The 17,168-nt window shown below is 67.8% G+C and carries 20 protein-coding genes and 1 tRNA gene; 5 read left to right on the forward strand and 16 right to left on the reverse strand.

Features of this window, described 5'->3' with window-relative positions:
• Window positions 1–97: 97 nt before the first annotated feature.
• Window positions 98–1,297 carry an MFS transporter gene (locus tag ABNX08_RS20140; RefSeq protein ID WP_349604454.1) on the forward strand — a complete coding sequence of 400 codons (1,200 nt, stop codon included), beginning with the start codon at window positions 98–100 and terminating at the stop codon, window positions 1,295–1,297.
• A gap of 19 nt (window positions 1,298–1,316) precedes the next feature.
• Here the strand turns inward: ABNX08_RS20140 and ABNX08_RS20145 are convergent, their stop codons facing one another.
• Window positions 1,317–2,204 carry a class III extradiol ring-cleavage dioxygenase gene (locus tag ABNX08_RS20145; RefSeq protein ID WP_349604453.1) on the reverse strand — a complete coding sequence of 296 codons (888 nt, stop codon included), beginning with the start codon at window positions 2,202–2,204 and terminating at the stop codon, window positions 1,317–1,319.
• A gap of 222 nt (window positions 2,205–2,426) precedes the next feature.
• Between ABNX08_RS20145 and ABNX08_RS20150 the strand changes: the two genes are divergently transcribed.
• Both ABNX08_RS20150 and ABNX08_RS20155 read left to right on the forward strand, forming a co-directional pair.
• Window positions 2,427–2,855, forward strand: a complete 429-nt coding sequence (locus tag ABNX08_RS20150) for a hypothetical protein (protein ID WP_374063630.1) — start codon at window positions 2,427–2,429, stop codon at window positions 2,853–2,855.
• Window positions 2,856–3,035: 180 nt separating this feature from the next.
• On the forward strand, window positions 3,036–4,040 hold the full coding sequence (locus tag ABNX08_RS20155; protein ID WP_022536914.1) for a hypothetical protein: 1,005 nt from the start codon (window positions 3,036–3,038) through the stop codon (window positions 4,038–4,040).
• 45 nt (window positions 4,041–4,085) lie between these two features.
• On the opposite strand, the gene ABNX08_RS20160 is transcribed toward ABNX08_RS20155, so the two are convergent.
• Window positions 4,086–4,442: a DUF2314 domain-containing protein gene (locus tag ABNX08_RS20160; RefSeq protein ID WP_022536915.1), complete on the reverse strand. Its 357-nt coding sequence runs from the start codon at window positions 4,440–4,442 to the stop codon at window positions 4,086–4,088.
• 104 nt (window positions 4,443–4,546) lie between these two features.
• Between ABNX08_RS20160 and ABNX08_RS20165 the strand changes: the two genes are divergently transcribed.
• Window positions 4,547–5,173 carry a DNA-3-methyladenine glycosylase I gene (locus ABNX08_RS20165; RefSeq protein ID WP_349604449.1) on the forward strand — a complete coding sequence of 209 codons (627 nt, stop codon included), beginning with the start codon at window positions 4,547–4,549 and terminating at the stop codon, window positions 5,171–5,173.
• 402 nt (window positions 5,174–5,575) lie between these two features.
• Here ABNX08_RS20165 and ABNX08_RS20170 read toward each other — a convergent pair whose 3' ends face one another.
• Complete coding sequence (locus tag ABNX08_RS20170; RefSeq protein ID WP_349604448.1) at window positions 5,576–6,526, reverse strand: cation diffusion facilitator family transporter; 951 nt, start codon at window positions 6,524–6,526, stop codon at window positions 5,576–5,578.
• A gap of 310 nt (window positions 6,527–6,836) precedes the next feature.
• Between ABNX08_RS20170 and ABNX08_RS20175 the strand changes: the two genes are divergently transcribed.
• Window positions 6,837–7,088 carry a hypothetical protein gene (locus tag ABNX08_RS20175; protein WP_022536918.1) on the forward strand — a complete coding sequence of 84 codons (252 nt, stop codon included), beginning with the start codon at window positions 6,837–6,839 and terminating at the stop codon, window positions 7,086–7,088.
• 97 nt (window positions 7,089–7,185) lie between these two features.
• Here the strand turns inward: ABNX08_RS20175 and ABNX08_RS20180 are convergent.
• The 13 genes from ABNX08_RS20180 to ABNX08_RS20240 all read right to left on the reverse strand — a co-directional run bounded on the left by ABNX08_RS20180 (window position 7,186) and on the right by ABNX08_RS20240 (window position 17,127).
• A tRNA-Ala gene (locus ABNX08_RS20180) sits at window positions 7,186–7,261 on the reverse strand.
• A 73-nt stretch (window positions 7,262–7,334) separates the two neighbouring features.
• Complete coding sequence (soxB, locus tag ABNX08_RS20185; protein WP_022536919.1) at window positions 7,335–9,056, reverse strand: thiosulfohydrolase SoxB; 1,722 nt, start codon at window positions 9,054–9,056, stop codon at window positions 7,335–7,337.
• Between the two features lie 56 nt (window positions 9,057–9,112).
• Window positions 9,113–9,607 (reverse strand): TlpA disulfide reductase family protein, encoded by a 495-nt coding sequence (locus tag ABNX08_RS20190; protein WP_022536920.1) that lies wholly within the window; start codon window positions 9,605–9,607, stop codon window positions 9,113–9,115.
• Between the two features lie 5 nt (window positions 9,608–9,612).
• A complete protein-coding gene (soxX, locus tag ABNX08_RS20195) occupies window positions 9,613–10,278 on the reverse strand; it encodes a sulfur oxidation c-type cytochrome SoxX (protein ID WP_022536921.1) in 666 nt (221 codons plus the stop codon).
• Window positions 10,279–10,297: 19 nt separating this feature from the next.
• Entirely contained in the window at window positions 10,298–11,125 is an 828-nt protein-coding gene (soxA, locus tag ABNX08_RS20200; RefSeq protein WP_022536922.1) for a sulfur oxidation c-type cytochrome SoxA, read from the reverse strand.
• Between the two features lie 72 nt (window positions 11,126–11,197).
• Entirely contained in the window at window positions 11,198–11,650 is a 453-nt protein-coding gene (locus ABNX08_RS20205) for a DsrE family protein (protein WP_022536923.1), read from the reverse strand.
• A gap of 133 nt (window positions 11,651–11,783) precedes the next feature.
• Entirely contained in the window at window positions 11,784–12,095 is a 312-nt protein-coding gene (soxZ, locus tag ABNX08_RS20210) for a thiosulfate oxidation carrier complex protein SoxZ (RefSeq protein ID WP_022536924.1), read from the reverse strand.
• Between the two features lie 58 nt (window positions 12,096–12,153).
• Entirely contained in the window at window positions 12,154–12,609 is a 456-nt protein-coding gene (gene soxY / locus ABNX08_RS20215) for a thiosulfate oxidation carrier protein SoxY (RefSeq protein ID WP_013958319.1), read from the reverse strand.
• A gap of 181 nt (window positions 12,610–12,790) precedes the next feature.
• Window positions 12,791–13,117 (reverse strand): c-type cytochrome, encoded by a 327-nt coding sequence (locus ABNX08_RS20220; RefSeq protein WP_022536925.1) that lies wholly within the window; start codon window positions 13,115–13,117, stop codon window positions 12,791–12,793.
• Between the two features lie 122 nt (window positions 13,118–13,239).
• Complete coding sequence (locus ABNX08_RS20225) at window positions 13,240–14,277, reverse strand: c-type cytochrome (RefSeq protein WP_022536926.1); 1,038 nt, start codon at window positions 14,275–14,277, stop codon at window positions 13,240–13,242.
• Complete coding sequence (soxC, locus tag ABNX08_RS20230; RefSeq protein ID WP_349604445.1) at window positions 14,261–15,610, reverse strand: sulfite dehydrogenase; 1,350 nt, start codon at window positions 15,608–15,610, stop codon at window positions 14,261–14,263. The genes ABNX08_RS20225 and soxC overlap by 17 nt, the downstream gene beginning before the upstream one ends.
• Window positions 15,611–15,722: 112 nt before the next feature.
• Window positions 15,723–16,142 carry a winged helix-turn-helix domain-containing protein gene (locus ABNX08_RS20235; protein ID WP_041681171.1) on the reverse strand — a complete coding sequence of 140 codons (420 nt, stop codon included), beginning with the start codon at window positions 16,140–16,142 and terminating at the stop codon, window positions 15,723–15,725.
• Window positions 16,143–16,233: 91 nt separating this feature from the next.
• Complete coding sequence (locus tag ABNX08_RS20240; protein ID WP_349604442.1) at window positions 16,234–17,127, reverse strand: EamA family transporter; 894 nt, start codon at window positions 17,125–17,127, stop codon at window positions 16,234–16,236.
• Window positions 17,128–17,168: the final 41 nt, after the last annotated feature.

Below are 17,168 nucleotides of genomic sequence, written 5' to 3' on the forward strand. Positions count from 1 at the left end.
CCCCGGGGCACGGTTACACCCGTTTCGCGCCGATGCGGGACAATGACGGCTTTTGCAGGCCCGGCGCGGCAGCGCCCGCCTGCCGCCGTGCCCCGCTATGGCTGATTTCCCTTCTCCTTCCGCCACCGCCGCCCTGGCCTCGCCAGGCACGGTGGCGCGCGCCACGCGCGGCACCATGGCGCTGTTCTTCGCCAACGGCGCCACCTTTGCCACCTGGGGCGTGCATATCCCGACCATCAAGGCGCGCTTCGGCCTGTCCGATGCCTGGCTGTCGCTGGCGATGCTGGCCGTGGCCGGCGGCGCCATCCTGGCGATGGGGCCGGTCGGGCGCTGGGTCGCACGCGCCGGCAGCGGGCGCGCGTCGATGGCCGGCGGGCTGTTGTTCGCGCTGTGCACCGTGGCGATCCTGGCGATGCCTACGTTCTGGCTGCTGCTGCCCGCGCTGGTTGCGTTCGGCATGGCCAATGCAGCCTTCGACGTCGCCATGAACGCGCAGGCCGCCACGGTCGAGGCCAGTCGCACGCGGCCCGTGATGTCGGCGCTGCACGGCATGTTCAGCCTCGGCGGGATGGCGGGGGCCGGGTTCGGCGGGCTGATGCTGTCGCTGGGGGTGGCGCCGCTGGCGCATGCGTCATTGATGGCGGGCGTGACGGCGCTGGTGGCGCTGCTCACCCTGCCCGGGTTGCTGCCCGACCATCCGGTGATGCCGTCGGCGGGCCACCATCGCGACCACGCCGTGCGCGCGCTGTGGCTGCTGGGGCTGCTGGCCTTCCTCGGGTTGATCGGTGAAGGGGCGATGTACGACTGGACCAGCGTCTATATGCGCGACGTGACGCAGGCGCCCGATGGCTGGATCAGCCTGGGCTATGCCGCGTTCTCGGGCGGCATGGCGTGCGGGCGCTTCGGCGGCGACCGCCTGCGTGCACGCCTGGGCGATGGCACGACGCTGACCGGCAGTGCCTGGCTGGGCTTCGCCGGCATCGCATTGGCGCTGCTGGTACCGCTGCCAGTAGCGGCGCTGGCCGGCTTCACGCTGATGGGACTGGGTGCGGCCAATATGGTGCCGATCTTCTTTGTCGCCGCCTCGCGGCTGCCGGGCGTGGCGCCGGCCGAGGCGATCTCGCGCGTGGCGCGCTTTGCCTACCTGGGCCTGCTGCTGGGGCCGGTGCTGATCGGCGGCGTGGCGCACCTGGCCAATCTGCGCATCGGGCTGGCGGTAGTGGCGCTGACGATGGGCTGGATCGCACTGGCGGGCGCCCGCGCGGCGCGGCGCTATCTGCCGCCGCGCGACCGGTAATCCACCCGGGCGCCGAGCCTCAGACAACGGCCTTCAGCGGCGCGCCCGCGCCCATCCCTTCAAACACGAAGCTGTCCATGGCGAGCACGCCATAGGTCACTTCATCGGCCACGCGCGCCACGCTGACTGGAGCGGGCGTACCCGCGCCTGCGCCCTGCGGCCCCAGCGCAGCGCCCAGCGCCACGTAGAACGGCAGCAGGTGCTCGTCGGTCGGGTGCGCGCGGCGCGCATACGGCGCCTGCTCACGGTAGTCGGCAATGCGGCTGGTATCGCCGGTGTCAAGCGCTTCGTCGAGCGCCTCGGTCATCCAGCTGCGGAAGGCTTCCACATACGGCTCGGCCTGCGGCCCATGCTGGTCGCGCCGGCTGCCGCTGCCGAACACCTCCTGCAGGTTGTGCGTGAAGCTGCCCGAGGCCAGCAGCAGCACGCCCTCCTCGCGCAGCGGCGCCAGCGCGCGGCCGATCGCGATCTGCGTGGCGGGCGGCAGGTAGGGATTGAACGCCAGTTGCACCACCGGCACGTCGGCATCCGGGAAGAAGTGCCGCATCGGCATCCAGGCGCCGTGGTCCAGCGGCCGTTCCTCGTCCTGGCAGACAAAGCCGGCGCCGGGGATGGCGGCAGCCTCGATCAGGGCCTTGGCCCGCAACGCCAGCGCCGGCGAGCCTGGGGCATCGTAGCGCAGCGCGTACAGCTCGCGCGGGAAGCCGCCGAAGTCATGCCAGGCTTCCTGCCGCTCGCGGTTGCTCACCACCAGCGTGCTGTAGATCCAGTGAGCCGAGACCACCAGCACCGCGCGCGGGCGCTGCGCGCGCAGCCGCTCGCCGAGCGCATCGAAGGCGGCGCCGGTCGGACCGGGATCGATCGCAAGCATCGGGGAGCCGTGTGAGATATAGAGTGCGGGTAGCATGGTAGTGACCACCTTCAAACGGTTTTATGTACTGCATCGAGTGTGGCAAAGAACCGTGGCCGGCACGGCAGCCATTTGCGGACACCTCATGCAAAAAAGTTGAAGGCCGCCACCTGGCGTGGCGCGCCCGCCGCCCTGCGTTGGGCGGCGCACACACCGCATTGCGCAACCGCGGCCGCGGTCGGGGCAATCGGCCTATGATGCAGACAGGAGCCGACTTGCATGCCGCGCCACTTCCGGCGCGCCTGCCGCCGGGCCAGCCCGCAACGCATGACGCCACCGGCACGCCCTCCCGCGTGCCGCGCGTGGCCGGAGACTTCGGTGGTACCGCGCATCCTGCGCCGCCCCGGGCGGCACGTTCCCTTCCTCTCCCACTGGTGGCAGCCCGGTGTCTACGGCAGTGTGCCCGCCGTCGCGCTGTGGATCCTCGCCAGGCTGCCCGACGGCCTGCTGGTGTCGCTGACCGGCACCGCGCAGGCATCGGCCTGGCTGAACCATGCAGGCGATACCGTGTTCGTCACCGGCTGGGCCGCCAGCGCCTTGCTGCTCTGGCTTGCGCGCCGGCGCCCGCCGCCTGAGCGCAGCGAGAGCCACGCCGTGCCGGCTGAAGCGGCGCCACGCCCGGCGCCCCGGCGCCGCCCTGCCGCCTGAAGCTGGCATCGAAGGATCGCGGCCGGCATCTCGCCATGGCAGCGATCCGATATAAAACACCAGCAAGCCGATCTGAAAACTTTCATGCAGCGCTCGCGCACCGGTCCGTCTCGCTAGAATTCGCGGGACGGTTGCCGCGTGCCGCAGCGCACCGCGGCACTGACAGCAAAGGGATCGCCCATGTCCGCTTGCCAGCCATCGCGCCGCGCCCGCTGCGCCCAGCTTGTGCGCACGCCCGCCGCTTTGTGCGGCCTTGCAGCGGGCCTGCTGCTGACGGCCGGCGCCGCCCAGGCGCAGGGAGCGCCGGGGCTCGGCCTGGTCGGTGTCAATGTGCAGAAGCACGCCAATGCCGTGCTGTCGCTGATGTCGTATTCAGTGGTGCCGGACCTGACCTCCAGCTCGGTATCGATCGACAGCGCCAGCACCGACAACCCCGGCATCGTCATGTCGCAGCTTGGCGGCGGCTTCACGATCAGCAAGTCGTTCCCGCTCTACCTGGAGGGCGCGATCGCCTACAGTCGCTATGACCCGACCTTCGTCGCCACCAACGGGGCCGAATCCCGTTCCATCCCGACGCGCTGGAACACCTTCTCGGGCACCATCGGCATCGGCTGGGACTTTCCGCTCACCGCCAACAAGGAGCTGGTGTTCCGGCCCATCTTCAACGCTTCGCTGGGCAATGTCTCCAGCGACCTGTCGATCGGCAAGTTCGCGCTCGAGCAGGTCACCGACCGCCAGATCGATTTCCTCGACGGCGGCAGCCTGAACGCCTATGGCCTGGGCGGCTCGGTGATGCTGGACTGGGAGCACTACCGCGAGAACTATGAAGTCGACGTCGAACTGCGCTACACCAATATCCACCTGCAGAGCTTCGGCGGCACGACCAGCTCGGTCACCGGCACGGCCACGGCCCAGACCGCCAACCTGTGGGCGCGCTGGCGTGCGCCGACGGGGCTGCGCGCGCTCGATCGGCCGGTTAGGTACGTGCTTGAATTGTCACATTCGCAATATCTCGGCAGCCAGGCTGGCATCCTTGGCTTCAACCACCTGACCACGCTCGGGACCGGGCTGGAACTGGATACCAGCGCCCATGAAGTGTTCGTCACGCGGATACGGGCGGTGGTGCGCTATGTGTTCGGCAACAATGTGTCCGGGGTATCGCTGGGCCTGGCGGCGAGCTTCTGAGCGCGTAGCAGCCAGTCTTTTTGTAGCGCGCCGGCGAACAGCTGCCTACGCCTCGTCCTCGCCTTCCCGAAAGATATTGATCACATGCCGCGCCTCGAAGCACAGCGGCATGCCAGGGCTAATCTCGTCGGTGCAGTAGGGCTGGTTGTCGAGTTCGCCCGCATAGAGGCTACCCTCGCGCCCGATGACGTTCACCCACATCCGCTCGACATGAACCTCCTCGCGGCCCGTCTCGTCCGCGACCAGGATGCGGAAGATCAGCTTGGCCTGCTGGCCGGGGACCAACGCGTCGCGCTCCTCGCGGGGCGGCATCCAGAAGGTGTCGGGATGGGCGGCGGCAATGGGCTCGGCGTCGTCCAGTTCCCAGCCGTCTTCGTCCAGTGTTGCCAGTTGCATGTCCATTTTCAGCCTTCCGCAATCTCTCAGGTGCGGGCATGATCGCAGCAAATGCGCTGGTCCGCGAGAGGCTGGCCGGCGCTCGAAGTTCTCAACGGGGAAAGTAACGCATGACGAGCAAGAAGGAAGCGCCGGCCGCGCCAGTACGCTGCGGCTGGTGCGGCACGCTGGAAGACTACTGCCACTACCACGACCACGAGTGGGGCTTCCCGGTCGCTGACGACCGCCGGCTGTTCGAGAAGCTGTGCCTGGAGGGCTTCCAGGCGGGGCTGAGCTGGCTGACCATCCTGCGCAAGCGCGAGGCGTTCCGCAAGGCGTTCGCCAATTTCGATATCGACAAGGTCGCCCGCTTCGGCGAGCGCGATATCCAGCGCCTGCTGGGCGACGCCGGCATCGTGCGCCATCGCGGCAAGATCGAGGCAGCCATCAGCAATGCCCAGCGGGCGCGCGAACTGCTGGAAACGGAATCGTCGCTGGCCGCCTACTTCTGGCGCTTCGAGCCGGATCCCGCCAGCCGGCCGAAGGTGCTGACATCCGAGGTGCTGCGCACCATGGCGACCTCGCCGGAATCCGTGGCGCTGTCCAAGGACCTGAAGAAGCGCGGCTGGCGCTTTGTCGGCCCGACCACCATGTATGCGCTGATGCAGGCGATGGGGCTCGTCAACGACCACCAGGACGGCTGCACGACACGCGCGGAGGCGCTGCGGGCGCGGCAGGCGTTCAAGGTGCCGCGCTAGGCCGGTATACGCGGTGGCGCCGACGTATACCTTCGCTGCCTTAACGGAGGGAGCCGCCGGTATACGTCCTGAGGAAGATGGACCGTTGCTTGCAAACCCCGCGCGGAGCAACGGTCCTGGTTATGTCTTTTATATTGTTTACGTATGTATACATAGTAGTAGTAGGTAAACCGGGCCGCGGGCCGTGGATAAGTCACCTTTTCCCTTTTGACTCAGGGACTTGCGAACAAGATAACCACCCCGTGATAACCCTGATTCGCCGGGATAGCTCGCGGGTGGCGTATACCTGACCCGTGCGGGCCCCGGAGTTGTTCGTATACGTCCCACAACGTGCCCCCAGGCGGGGCACAGCTTGTCCGGACAGTTATCCCCAGCCGCGGGCGAAGATGTCCACAGGCGGGCTCAGGCCGCTGTGGGCTGGCCGGTGACGTATACGGGATCGACGTGAGTCATCACGTTGAGCACGTGATGGTGGTCGAGCGTGCGGCGCCGGGTTTCCACCGCGATCGCGTGACCCTGCGCCACCGTCAGCGTGGCGTCGATCTCCAGGTGCACGTCGACCAGGACCTGGTCGCCCATCTTGCGTGTGCGCAGGTCATGCAAACCCAGCACGCCGGGCGTGCCGAGCATGGTCTGGCGGATGGCCTCGACGGTTTCTTCATCGGCTGCGCGGTCCATCAGGTCGTTGAGCGCACCCCAGCCGAAGCGCAGGCCCATGCGCGCCACCATCAGCCCCACCACGATGGCCGCCACCGGGTCCAGCATGTGGTACCCAAGCAGATTGCCGCCGATGCCCATCGCCACCACCAGCGACGAGGCCGCGTCCGAGCGCGCATGCCAGGCATTGGCCACCAGCATGCCGGAACGCACGCGCTGCGCCACGGCCAGCATGTAGCGGAACAGCAGTTCCTTGGATACCAACGCGGCCAGCGCGACCCACAGCGCCAGCGGCTGCACCGGCTGCGCGCCCGCGGGATGCTGCAGCTTGCCCACCGCCGCCCACAGCATGCCCGCCCCGACCGCCAGCAGCAGCCCGCCCAGCGCCAGCGAGGCGGCGGTCTCGAAGCGCAGATGGCCGTACTGGTGGTCGGCGTCGGCATCCTTGCGGCCCTGCCAGGCGGCCAGCAGCACGACGAAGTCCGACAGCAGGTCTGACAGGGAATGGGCCGCATCGGCGATCAGTGCCTGCGAGCCGGAGATGACGCCCGCCACCGCCTGGGTGGCGGTCAGCCCGAGATTGACCGCCACGCTGACCAGCGTGCTGCGGCGGCCGGCGCGATGGCGTGCGTCGACATCGGCCGCGCTGCCGGCGGTGGTGGCATCGTCGGGCAAATCGGCGGGTTCAGGACGCATGGCGTGGTATTCCGATTCCATCGGCCGACTATAGCCCAGGACGGGGCGTGAGGATCACGCTGGGCCACACCCGGTGAGAGGTCCGGTTTGCAAGCTTTACCACCGAAAGCGTTTCTGCGATGCGACTTTTGCCAATCCGCGCGGCCGTCGCATGCCTCCGGCTGTGGAGGGCGACGGCCGAACTTCTGGCGGCAAACGCAAGCCATCCGGGGCGTCGTGGAGATTTCGTAACAGCGCTGGCGAAGTTCTTGCGACGCCTTTACCGTAGACGGGACGGGCACACCCGGTCACTGCAAGGAGGTCCCCAACGATGGCGATCCGGTCAATAGCCTCGCACAGCACATCCCAATTGCGCCGCCTGGTCGGACAGATGCAGGCGGAAGTCGACGCACTCGAACACCTCTCCACCCCCGACGCCGATGCGCAAAGCCGGCTGGGCTATGCCACCGCGCGCCTGCGCGACGGGATCGAGGCGGTAGAAGACGCGCTGCAGTCGCTGCGAGCGCTGCAACAGGTACGGCCCTCGGCGATGAAGGCCAGGCGGCCTACGCGGGTAGCTTAGCAGGGCAACCGCGGCGCACTCCGCTGACAAGACACAGCCCGGAAAGCACAAAAGCCTCGGAAGATTTCTCTTTCCGAGGCTTTTGCGACAGCGATTCTGGTGGACCGAAGGAGGATCGAACTCCCGACCTCTGCATTGCGAACGCAGCGCTCTCCCAGCTGAGCTATCGGCCCGTAGCGGACGATTGTAACGACTTCGCCGTCTGCCTTCAATCCTTCGCGGCCGGCATGAGGACGCTGCGCAACATCAGGCGGCGATGCCCGGATTGCCGTCCATGCCGCGCACCCGGGGCTGGTTCAGCGGCCGGGCGCTGACTTCCTTTGTGCTGCGCAGCCATTGCGCCATCACGTCCCAGATCGGGGCGCCGCCGGCCTGGCGGGCTTCCTCGGCCACCGGGGCCCAGCCGGCGACCTTGTAGGACTTGCCGGCCTCCAGGGGCTTGCCGGCCAGGCGCATGTCGGTGATGCGCTTGCCCATGCCCGCCTTGGGATCGACGGTGTACTGCAGCCCCCCCACGCGCACCATGTCGCCGCCCTGCTGGTAGTACGGGTCGGGGTTGAACAGGTTGTCGGCCACGTCCTCCAGGATGGTCTTGATGGTTTCGCCGCTCATCTGCGTCACCGTGGTGTACGGATAGGTGATCGCGGTCTGGTCCATCAGGTGTTCCATGGTGATGGCCTGGCCCGGCAGCAGCGTGGTGCCCCAGCGGAAGCCAGGCGAGAAGGCGATCTGGGCGCCCTGCACCTGCATCAGGCCGTCCAGGATCAGCTGGTCGAAGGTGCCATTGAAGTTGCCGCGGCGGTAGAGCAGGCCGCGGTTGACCGCCAGCACCTCGCCCAGCTTCTGTTCGTACGGGGCGCGGACCTTGCTGATCAACGCCTCCATGGCCGGGTCGGCCGGCAGGTAGTTGGCGAACACCGGCAGCAGCCGGTAGCGAAAGTCTGCGACCTTGCCGCCCTTCACATCGAAATCGAGCACGCCCAGGAACTTGCCGTTGGAGCCGGCATTGGTCACCAGCGTGGTGCCGCCGGCGTTCTTCACCGGCACCGGCGCCGGCACGCCGTCGTGGGTATGGCCGCCCAGGATGGCGTCGAGGCCGCGCACGCGCGAGGCCAGCTTCAGGTCGACGTCCATGCCGTTGTGCGAAAGAAGTACCACCGCCTGCGCGCCCTTGCCGCGGGCCTCGTCGATGACCTGCTGCAGGTTCTCTTCCTGGATGCCGAAGGTCCAGTCCGGCACGAAGTAGCGCGGGTTGGCGATCGGCGTGTACGGAAAAGCCTGGCCGATGATGGCAACCGGCACGCCATTGATCTCGCGGATCACGTAGGGCTCGAACACCGGGTCGCCGAAATCGTTGGTCTTGATGTTCTGCGCGAGGAAGGCGACCTTGCCCTTGAAGTCCTTGTCGACGATCTCCTTGACGCGGTCCGCGCCGAGGGTCATTTCCCAGTGCGGTGTCATCACATCGACGCCAAGCGCCAGCGCCGCATCGACCATGTCCTGGCCCTTGGTCCACAGCGCGGTGGCCGAGCCCTGCCAGGTGTCGCCGCCATCGAGCAGCAGCGCGCCTGGACGGTCGGCCTTCAGGCGTTTGACCAGCGTGGCCAGGTGCGCAAATCCGCCGACCTTGCCGTAGCGGCGCGCGGCGTCGTTGAAATCGAGGTAGGTGAACGCGTGCGCCTGTGGCGTGCCGGGGCGGATGCCGTAGTGGCGCAACAACGCGTCGCCGACCAGGTGCGGCGCCTTGCCGGCATAGTCGCCGATGCCAAGGTTGACGTTGGGTTCGCGGAAATACACCGGCCGCAGCTGCGCATGGCAGTCGGTGAAATGCAGCAGGTGGACATTGCCGAAGCGCGGCAGGTCGTACATCGCGTCGGCGGCCTGCGCGGCGTGCGCGTCTTGAAGGGGGAACGTCATGCCGCCGGCACTGGCGATGGCCAGCACCTGCAGGAACTCGCGTCGGTCCATGTCTCTTCCTGTGGATTGTGCGTACCGGTCGGCCCGTGGCGTCCGGCACCGCCTGGCTATGGCTTGGCGTACCGCTCCAGCGCCGCCACCTCGTCTTCAAGCATCTCGCCCACTTCCTTCTGCACCACGCGCCCGCGTGCATCGATCACGTACAGTTCGGGCAGCCCCTTGCGCTCGCCGAACACGGCCTGCAGCGCGGCGGAGTCCATCGTCGCCGGGAAGGTGTAGCCGCGCTTCTTCATGTACCCGGCGGCTTCACGCGGGTCTTTGTCGATGCTGATGGCGAGCACCTGCAGCGGTGTGCCGCGCGTGCGTTCATGGAGCTTCTGCAGGCGCGGGTTCTGCATCGCGCAGAACGGGCACCAGGAGGCCCAGTACTCGACCACCAGCGGCTTGCCGGCCAAAGCCGCGGCGCTGAGCGTGCGGCCGTCGAGCGTCCGCACGTCGGGCAGTCGCACGGTGTCGCCCACTTCCAGCGCGGCCGCACCGCCGGCCGCGCCGGCCAGGCTGAAGGCCAGCAGCCAGCGCAGCAGCAGGGCAGGCGCGCGCATCGGGCTTATTGGTTGACCGGCGAGGCCGGGTCCAGCAGCAGTGCCATCACGTCGCGGATCTGGGCTTCGGTCAGGATGCCCTTGTGGCCGAAGCGCGGCATGTTGGAGCAGGCGGCGTAGGCGCTGGAATCCCAGATCTTGCCCCAGGTGTACTTGATGACTTCCTGCGAGTTGCCGCGCAGCTTGCCGTACTGGTACAGCGACGGGCCGATATTGCCGAACGAGATCTCGGCCTTGGTCATCTGGTGGCAGGCGTAGCAGTTGCCGCCGTTGGTGCCACCGACCTGGTCGGTGAACTGCATGCCGCGACCGTTCTGGGCGATCTTCTCGCCCTCCTTCCAGTCGCCCAGCCAGTTGCTGTCGCCCGGGTATTTCACCTGCCTGAGCTCGGCGGCCTCGATCTTCTTGGCAACCTTCTCGGGCACCTTGGTGCGGTCCGGGTACTCGCTGCAAGCCTGCTGCATGCCGTCCTGGTTGAGCACGCCTTCGACCGTGACCGGCCCCCTGGACGAGAACGAGTCCTCGATCAGGTGCTTCATGTCGGCGCCGCTGACTGCGGCGGGCTTGCCCTTGGCAGGGCGCGCCTTGGTGGTGGTGTCCTGCGCATGGGCGCCCGTTGCCAGCAGGGTGGCCAGGGCCGCGATGGCCAGCGCCTTGTTCTGTCGTTGCATGTTGTCTCTCCCGTACCGGTCAGCGCTTCATTGCCGGGCCATCGTAGGTCCCGCCGTTGGCGTTCTTCGCCAGGAACATGGTCAGCGCGGTGATCACGTCCGAGCCATAGGCGGGTTCGGGAAAGCGCTGCTGGCGCAGGCAGTCGTACAGGCGATGCTGCATCGAGCGGACCTCGCCCTGCGAAACGCGGTAGGCGGGCCAGGTGGTGTAGGCCGCCTGCGCCCCCTTCTCAGTCAGCAGGTTGGGCAGGTCCTGCAGGCGGATGCGCTGGCCGTCCACCGCGTGGCAGGTGGCGCAGGCAAAGTCATAGGCGCCGCCGCGGTAGAAGAACATCTTCTGCCCGAGCGCGTAGGTGCGCTTCTCTTCCGGATGGTTGAGCTGCACGTTCATCTTCACGCCGCGCGACTCGCCGGTCAGGTAGGCCACCAGCCGCTCGATCTCGGACGGCTTGCCCGAGGCCGAAAACGGGTTCTTTGTCGCCTCTTCCTTAGTGAGCCCTTGCAGCGTCACGCGGCAGTACGCCAGCCGCTGCTCCAGGTCCATCACCTTGTTGGCATCCTTGAAGTAGCGCGGCAGCTCGGCATAGGCGCCCTTGGTCACGCCCGGACCCTTGCCCAGGTCGCACTGTTCGAGCGAGACGTTCTTCGGGCCGGCGGGCTTTTTCCACAGCTCTTCGCCGGCCGCTTCCCACAGCTCGGCGGGATTGCCTTCGGCCAGCATCTGGCGGTACTTGGCGATTTCGTCGGCGGTGCTGCCCTGCGCATGCACGGCGGCAGCACCGGCCACAGCGGCGGTGGCGGCCGCGGCCAGCGCGGCGCGCCGGCCCAGGCTTCGGATGGTGTTCATGGGGCTTCTCCTCGCGGCCTCGCCGTGGCGGGCCGTTTTCTCTTGTGTTGAGGTCAGCTGCGCCTGCCCGGCTCAGGGCTTGATATAGGCGTAGCCTTCCTCGGCCTGCAGGCGGGCGATTTCCACCACGCCGGCCTGTACCACCTTTGCTTCCATCAACAGGCTCGATTCAGCGATCTTGCGTGCGGTCAGCGTGTTGCGGCACACGCGGAACTCCACGCCGGCCGATGCCAGCGCGCCCACCGGGGCGTCAAACGTATTGCCGCGCGCATCCTTGGCGCCTTCGACCAGGAAATCGACGCCGTAGCCGAACGCGACCACCACGATCTTCGTCCCCGGCGCACCGTTCAGGTGGTTGCGCAGGTTGCCCATGGCGCGCACCGCCTGGTCGACGCCTTCCGACAGCTGGTACACCACCTTGATGCGCCCGCCCTTGCCTGCAGCCGGCGCAGCCTGGGCCGCGGCCTTAGCCGACAGGCCGATGGCGGCCAGCGCCGCCGATGCTCGAATAAATGCTCGCCGCATAGTGTTCCTTCCGGCCGGGTCCGTCCTGGCCGCAGCGCCCGTCGCGCGGCCCGTCCCGGCATCCGACCCGAACCTTAGCAGAGGACGGCGGGCGCTGCCGGGGCCGGCGCGATCGGCGCCTGGCCCGCGACGATCAGGCGATGGTCGCTTCGTCGGTACGCTTGTCGCCGCGGTTGTCGATCCAGGTCACGGTAACCTTGTCACCCTTGGCGCCGCCCTTGAACTTGAAGTTCAGGAACGGGTCCTTCGACACCGCCGGGCCGAACTGGGCGCGGAACACTTCCTTGCCCTTGCACTGGGCGGTCACGGTCTGGATATGCCAGGCCGGCACGAGCTTGCCGGACGCGTCCTTGCGCTGGCCGGTTTCCATGTCGTGCTTCATGAGGATCTTGACGTCTACCACGCCGCCGTTTTCGGTGGCGCGTACGCGCATCGGGTCTGCCATATGGTTCTCCTGTTGCAGTGTTGGCGGGAAATCTCGGGTCGGGATGGGTTCAGCGGCGTCAGCCGCCGCAGCCGCCCAGCGTGACCTTGATTTCCTTCGATGCCACGTACCACTTGCCGCCGGCCTTGACCGCGGCGTGCACGACCGAGGTCTGGCCCATCTTCACGCGCGTGGAGACGAACGGCTCGGTGCCGGCCGGGATGACGAAGTCGGCGGCCAGCGTGTTGGGGTTCTTCTCGACCAGGATCGCGATCTGCTCGGTATCCGGGATGGTGCTGGTCACGGCCACCGGCACCACGGCGCCGTTCTCGGCGATATCGGGGGCGGTGAAGGTGATGGCGGTGCTTTTCTCGGTGCCGCTGCCGCCGAGTGCCTTGATCACGTCGGCAACGCTCTTGCCGTCAAAGGCGTTCTTGTTCCACTCGGCCGCCTGCGCTTCGCTGATCAGGCCGGTGGCGGCCATCAGCGACAGGACAGCGGTGACCCGCAGCACTTCTCGTCGTTTTGAATTCATTGCATGCTCTCCGGCTACTCCGTTCCAGTCCGTCAATGACCGCTTCGGCTGTACTTCTGGTGTTCTTTCTGGTGTTCTTGCTTGCGGCCGGTACATTGCCGGCCGCTGGTCTGTACAGGTCGTGCGGCATTCACCGTCCGGCCTTGCTGCATCGGCGGAACACCCGCCAGGGCGGTAAGGCTTACTTGGCGGGGGCGCCTGCCAGCACCCATTCGACCACCGTCTTCAGGTCGCCGTCGCTGATGGCGGCATTAGCCGGCATCGGCACCGGACCCCAGACGCCCGAGCCACCGCTCTTGACCTTCTTGGTCAGGGTCGCCAGGGCATTCTTGTCGCCCTTGTACTTGGTCGCCACTTCCTTGTAGGAAGGACCGACCAGCTTCTTGTCGACCTGGTGGCAACCCATGCAGGCGTTCTTGTTGGCGATCTCCTGTGCCTTGGCGGCATCGACCGCGTGGGCCGATGCGGCGGCGCCGAGCATCAGCGCTGCGATGACAAACTGCTTCATTGTTAAGCTCTCCAAGCTCTGTAAAGCCGTGGGGACGGCAAAGGCCGCCAGGCAAACACTGCAAAAAACTGCCTCGCGGCACACACTGGCCGCCGCCTGGGGGCACTGCGGCGGCCAGCCCGCTATTTTGCCTCAAGAATCCAGCCCACCATGGCCTGTACGTCCGAATCGGGGATCTGCGGCTGCGGCGGCATCGGCACGCTGCCCCAGGCGCCCTGCCCGCCCGCCTTGACCTTGCGCGCCAGCGCGGCATGGGCGTCCTGGCCCTTGTACTTGCCGGCGATGTCGGCGAATGACGGTCCCACCAGCTTCTTGTCCATCGCATGGCAGGCAACGCACTGGTATTGGCTGGCCAGGCGCGCGCCGGGCGCTGCCGGCGCTGATGCGTCGGACGCGCCACTTGCCGGCACCGCGACCCGCGCCGCCACGCCGCGCACCGGTCCGAAGATGCGCTGCTGCCGCGCCAGGTCGCCATGGGCATCGCGGGCGTAGTCCGGCATCGACGAGGCGATCGCCACCCGGTCCGCACAATGCTTCATGCAGGCGACGTTGCGCGTGTCCGGCCGCCCGCGCCCCGGCCACAGGCCGTGGTCGGTGGTCATGCCGTCGCGGTTGGGCATGCGCCGCTGAACCGCGGCGATATTGGCGTCCGACAGCGTGAAGTCCGCCGGCACGATCTCTCCCAGGTGCAGCAGGTAGGCGGTAACCGCGTAGACCTCGTCGGCGCCCAGGCTCTTGGGGGCGTTCCACGGCATGGCGCGGTGGATGTAGTCCCACAGCGTGCTGACGGTGCTGACCTTCATCAGCGTGGTGCGGTAGGGCTGGTTGCCGGTCATGGCCGCCACCCGGCCGCGCTTGATGTCCTCCGCGGTGGTGCCGCCCACCAGGGGCGTGAACACCTCGTTGGATTCGCCGAAGTCGCCGTGGCACGACGCGCACTTGCCGTCCCAGATCGTCTGCCCTTGTGCCACCGTGCCGCTACCCTTGGGCAGTCCCTTGAAATCCGGGCGCACGTCGATATCCCATGCGGTCACTTCGGCGGTGGTGGCAGTGCGGCCGAGTGCCGCACGGGCGTCAGCCGTTCCCGCCCACGCCGGGGCGGCAAGGGCAGCCGACAGCATCAGCGCGGCAAGGGTCCGGCGCTCAGCCCACATGGACATTGGACACCTCGCCGCCTGCCGCCACCTGCCAGCTCTGGATGGCATTGTTGTGATAGATCGAGCGGGTGCCGCGCACCGCGCGCAGTTGCGCCAGCCTGGGCTGCACGTAGCCGGTCTCGTCGATGGCACGGCTTTGCAGGATGGCCGGGGCGCCGTCCCAGACCCAGTCGAGGTTGAAGCGCGTCAGGCATTTGGACAACACCGGCGACTCCAGCCGCGCGGTGCGCCAGTTGCGCCCGCCGTCGGTCGAGACATCGACCCGCTTGATACTCCCGCGCCCGGACCACGCCAGCCCGCTGATGTTGTAGAAGCCCTTGCCTACCAGCTGCTGCCCCCCGGAGGGCGTGGTGATGACCGATTTGCACTCCTGGATCGAGGTGTACTGGCGCAGCCTGCCGTCCGGCATCATGTCCACGTAGTGGATGGTCTCGTCCTTGGCGTTCCACGGCTGGTCGCCCAGCTCCAGCCGACGCAGCCACTTGACCCACGACACGCCCTGCACGCCCGGCACCACCAGCCGCAGCGGGTAGCCGTTCTCGGGACGCAGCATCTCGCCGTTCATACCCCAGGCGACGATGATCTCGTCGGCCAGCGCCATCGGGATGGTGCGCGTCATCGACGAGCCATCGCCGCCTTCGGCCAGCAGGTAGTGCCCACGGCGCAAGTCGGCGCCGGCATCGTCCAACAGTACCCGCAGCGGCACGCCAGTGAACTCGCAGCACGACAGCATGCCGTGGGTGTACTGCACCGTCGGCACGGCCACGTTACCCCACTCCATGCCGGTATTGGCGCCGCATTCGATGAAATGCATCCGCGACACTGCCGGAAGGCGCATCAGGTCGTCCATGGTGTAGACGCGCGGCGCGCGCACCAGGCCGTTGATCATCAGGCGGTGGCGGGCGGGGTCGATATCGTGCCAGCCCTGGTGGTGGCGCTCGAAGTGCAGGCCGTTGGGGGTGATGATGCCGAAGAAGCCCTGCAGCGGCGCAAAGGCGACGGAGGCAGCGGAAACGCGTGTCAGGCCCGGCGACTCGCGCCGCACCAGGTTCTGCTCATGCACGGACGGCTGACCGTACGGCCGTGCCGCGACCGGCTGGCCGAGCGAGGTGGCCCACGGCTGCGGCTGCAGGATGGCGGGATCGCCATCGGCGGCCAGCGCGCGCCGTCCCGCGGCGGCGGCGGCAACACCGGCCGCCGCGCCGAGGAAGCTCTTGCGCAGGAAATCGCGCCGCGGCGCGTCCAGGCCGTGCCGGCCGATATCCTGCGCCAGCGATGCGCTGACGAAGTGCTGGGGCGCGGGCACGATGCGCCCGGGCCGGTTCCGTTCCTGCAATGCCGTCTCCTCCGGCTGGCTCGCCCTGGACCGTCGGCGGCCGCCTGTTATCGGTCAGCCGTGCCGTGGCGCAGCTGCCAGCGATTGGCCGGAAGAGCCGGAATGCGCGCGTTCAGCTTGCGGTGCGACGCCGGCGCGGCGACGGTTCGGGCGCGGGCTGCGCCATGAAACGGTCGACCGCGTTGGAGGGCAAGGCGTTGTCCTCCAGCCGGCTCGCCACCTGCACGCACACCGTGCGGCACAGCTCGATCACGCTTTCGTCCGCAATGGCGTAGAACACCAGGTTCGCCTCCTTGCGGCGCGACAGCACGCCCGAGCGGTACATCGCGTTGAGATGCCGCGACACGTTGGTCTGCGACGAACCCACCGTCTCGACCACCGTGCTGACCGGCTTCTCGCCATCGCACAAGGCGTGCAGGATCTTCAGCCGCGTCGGCTCCGCCAACAGGCTGAAGTAGCCCGATACCTTCTCGAATACGCGATCCAGCTCTTCCATGCCGTCCAATATATTCGTATATGCGTGAATGCGCATATAGTGTTTACCCAATGATGCAGAACAGCATGATTGTGCCGGCGACGGATCTTGCGCACCAACCATGGTTTGCCAGCGTTGCTGGTCCGGCTCAGCGCCGCACCAGCGCCCTGCCCGCCCACAGACGCTGGCCGAACACGTTGAGCAGCAGCCCCACCATGACCACCGCCGCCCCCGCCCATTGCGCACCGGACAGGTCCTCGCCCAGCAGCACGTGGGCCGACACCAGCCCCACCACCGGCACCAGCAGCGTCAGCGGCGCCACCTGGCTGGCCGGGTAGCGCGTCAGCAGCCGGCCCCACATGGTGTAGCCGAACACGGTCGCGGCAAAGGCCAGGTACAGCACCGCGAACACACCCATGCCGGACACATGGGTGACGCTCTGCACGATGCGCGCCGGCCCTTCCACCCACAGCGACAGCAGCGCGAACGGCACGATCGGGATCAGCGCGCCCCAGATCACCAGCCCCAGCAGGTCCACCGGCCCGATCTTCTTGCTGACGATATTGCCACTGGCCCAGCAGAACGCCGCGCACAGCGTCAGCACGAAGCCGGCCACGCTCATGCCGCCGGCACTGGCGGCGGCGCCGGAGCCGATCAGTGCCAGCCCGGCCGCCGCGACCGCCATGCCGGCGATGTTGTGCCAGCGCACCGGCTCGCCCAGCCACAGCGCGGCGATCGCCAGCGTGAAGAAGGCCTGCGATTGCAGCACGAGCGAGGCCAGCCCGGCCGGCATGCCAACCGCCATCGCGTAGAACAGGAAGGCGAACTGGCCCAGGCTGATGGTCACGCCGTAAGCGAGCAGGAGGCGCCAGGGCACGCGCGGACGCGGCACGAAGAAGATCGCGGGAAAGGCCACCAGAAGGAAGCGCAGCGCGCCCAGCAGCATCGGCGGCACGCCCGCCAGCCCGACCTTGATCACGACGAAGTTGACGCCCCAGACGCAGACGATGGCGAGGGCGAGGAGGCGGTCTCTGGCTTGCATGGGGGCGGCGCGGGGCTGGTCGCGGAATCGAACGAAGCCCG

It is taken from the genome of Cupriavidus sp. DF5525, from assembly GCF_040149425.2.
Lineage (GTDB): Bacteria > Pseudomonadota > Gammaproteobacteria > Burkholderiales > Burkholderiaceae > Cupriavidus > Cupriavidus pickettii_A.

What these genes read in the sequence shown, in the direction of transcription:
- ABNX08_RS20170 (WP_349604448.1), bottom strand. Translation starts at nt 6,526, where the DNA reads ATGCGTCCTGAACCCGCCGATTTGCCCGACGATGCCACCACCGCCGGC.
- ABNX08_RS20160 (WP_022536915.1), bottom strand. Translation starts at nt 4,442, where the DNA reads ATGGACATGCAACTGGCAACACTGGACGAAGACGGCTGGGAACTGGAC.
- ABNX08_RS20140 (WP_349604454.1), top strand. Translation starts at nt 98, where the DNA reads ATGGCTGATTTCCCTTCTCCTTCCGCCACCGCCGCCCTGGCCTCGCCA.
- ABNX08_RS20175 (WP_022536918.1), top strand. Translation starts at nt 6,837, where the DNA reads ATGGCGATCCGGTCAATAGCCTCGCACAGCACATCCCAATTGCGCCGC.
- ABNX08_RS20145 (WP_349604453.1), bottom strand. Translation starts at nt 2,204, where the DNA reads ATGCTACCCGCACTCTATATCTCACACGGCTCCCCGATGCTTGCGATC.
- soxY (WP_013958319.1), bottom strand. Translation starts at nt 12,609, where the DNA reads ATGAATTCAAAACGACGAGAAGTGCTGCGGGTCACCGCTGTCCTGTCG.
- soxZ (WP_022536924.1), bottom strand. Translation starts at nt 12,095, where the DNA reads ATGGCAGACCCGATGCGCGTACGCGCCACCGAAAACGGCGGCGTGGTA.
- ABNX08_RS20240 (WP_349604442.1), bottom strand. Translation starts at nt 17,127, where the DNA reads ATGCAAGCCAGAGACCGCCTCCTCGCCCTCGCCATCGTCTGCGTCTGG.
- ABNX08_RS20165 (WP_349604449.1), top strand. Translation starts at nt 4,547, where the DNA reads ATGACGAGCAAGAAGGAAGCGCCGGCCGCGCCAGTACGCTGCGGCTGG.
- ABNX08_RS20220 (WP_022536925.1), bottom strand. Translation starts at nt 13,117, where the DNA reads ATGAAGCAGTTTGTCATCGCAGCGCTGATGCTCGGCGCCGCCGCATCG.
- ABNX08_RS20150 (WP_374063630.1), top strand. Translation starts at nt 2,427, where the DNA reads ATGCCGCGCCACTTCCGGCGCGCCTGCCGCCGGGCCAGCCCGCAACGC.
- ABNX08_RS20235 (WP_041681171.1), bottom strand. Translation starts at nt 16,142, where the DNA reads ATGCGCATTCACGCATATACGAATATATTGGACGGCATGGAAGAGCTG.
- soxB (WP_022536919.1), bottom strand. Translation starts at nt 9,056, where the DNA reads ATGGACCGACGCGAGTTCCTGCAGGTGCTGGCCATCGCCAGTGCCGGC.
- ABNX08_RS20190 (WP_022536920.1), bottom strand. Translation starts at nt 9,607, where the DNA reads ATGCGCGCGCCTGCCCTGCTGCTGCGCTGGCTGCTGGCCTTCAGCCTG.
- ABNX08_RS20155 (WP_022536914.1), top strand. Translation starts at nt 3,036, where the DNA reads ATGTCCGCTTGCCAGCCATCGCGCCGCGCCCGCTGCGCCCAGCTTGTG.
- ABNX08_RS20225 (WP_022536926.1), bottom strand. Translation starts at nt 14,277, where the DNA reads ATGTCCATGTGGGCTGAGCGCCGGACCCTTGCCGCGCTGATGCTGTCG.
- soxA (WP_022536922.1), bottom strand. Translation starts at nt 11,125, where the DNA reads ATGAACACCATCCGAAGCCTGGGCCGGCGCGCCGCGCTGGCCGCGGCC.
- soxX (WP_022536921.1), bottom strand. Translation starts at nt 10,278, where the DNA reads ATGCAACGACAGAACAAGGCGCTGGCCATCGCGGCCCTGGCCACCCTG.
- ABNX08_RS20205 (WP_022536923.1), bottom strand. Translation starts at nt 11,650, where the DNA reads ATGCGGCGAGCATTTATTCGAGCATCGGCGGCGCTGGCCGCCATCGGC.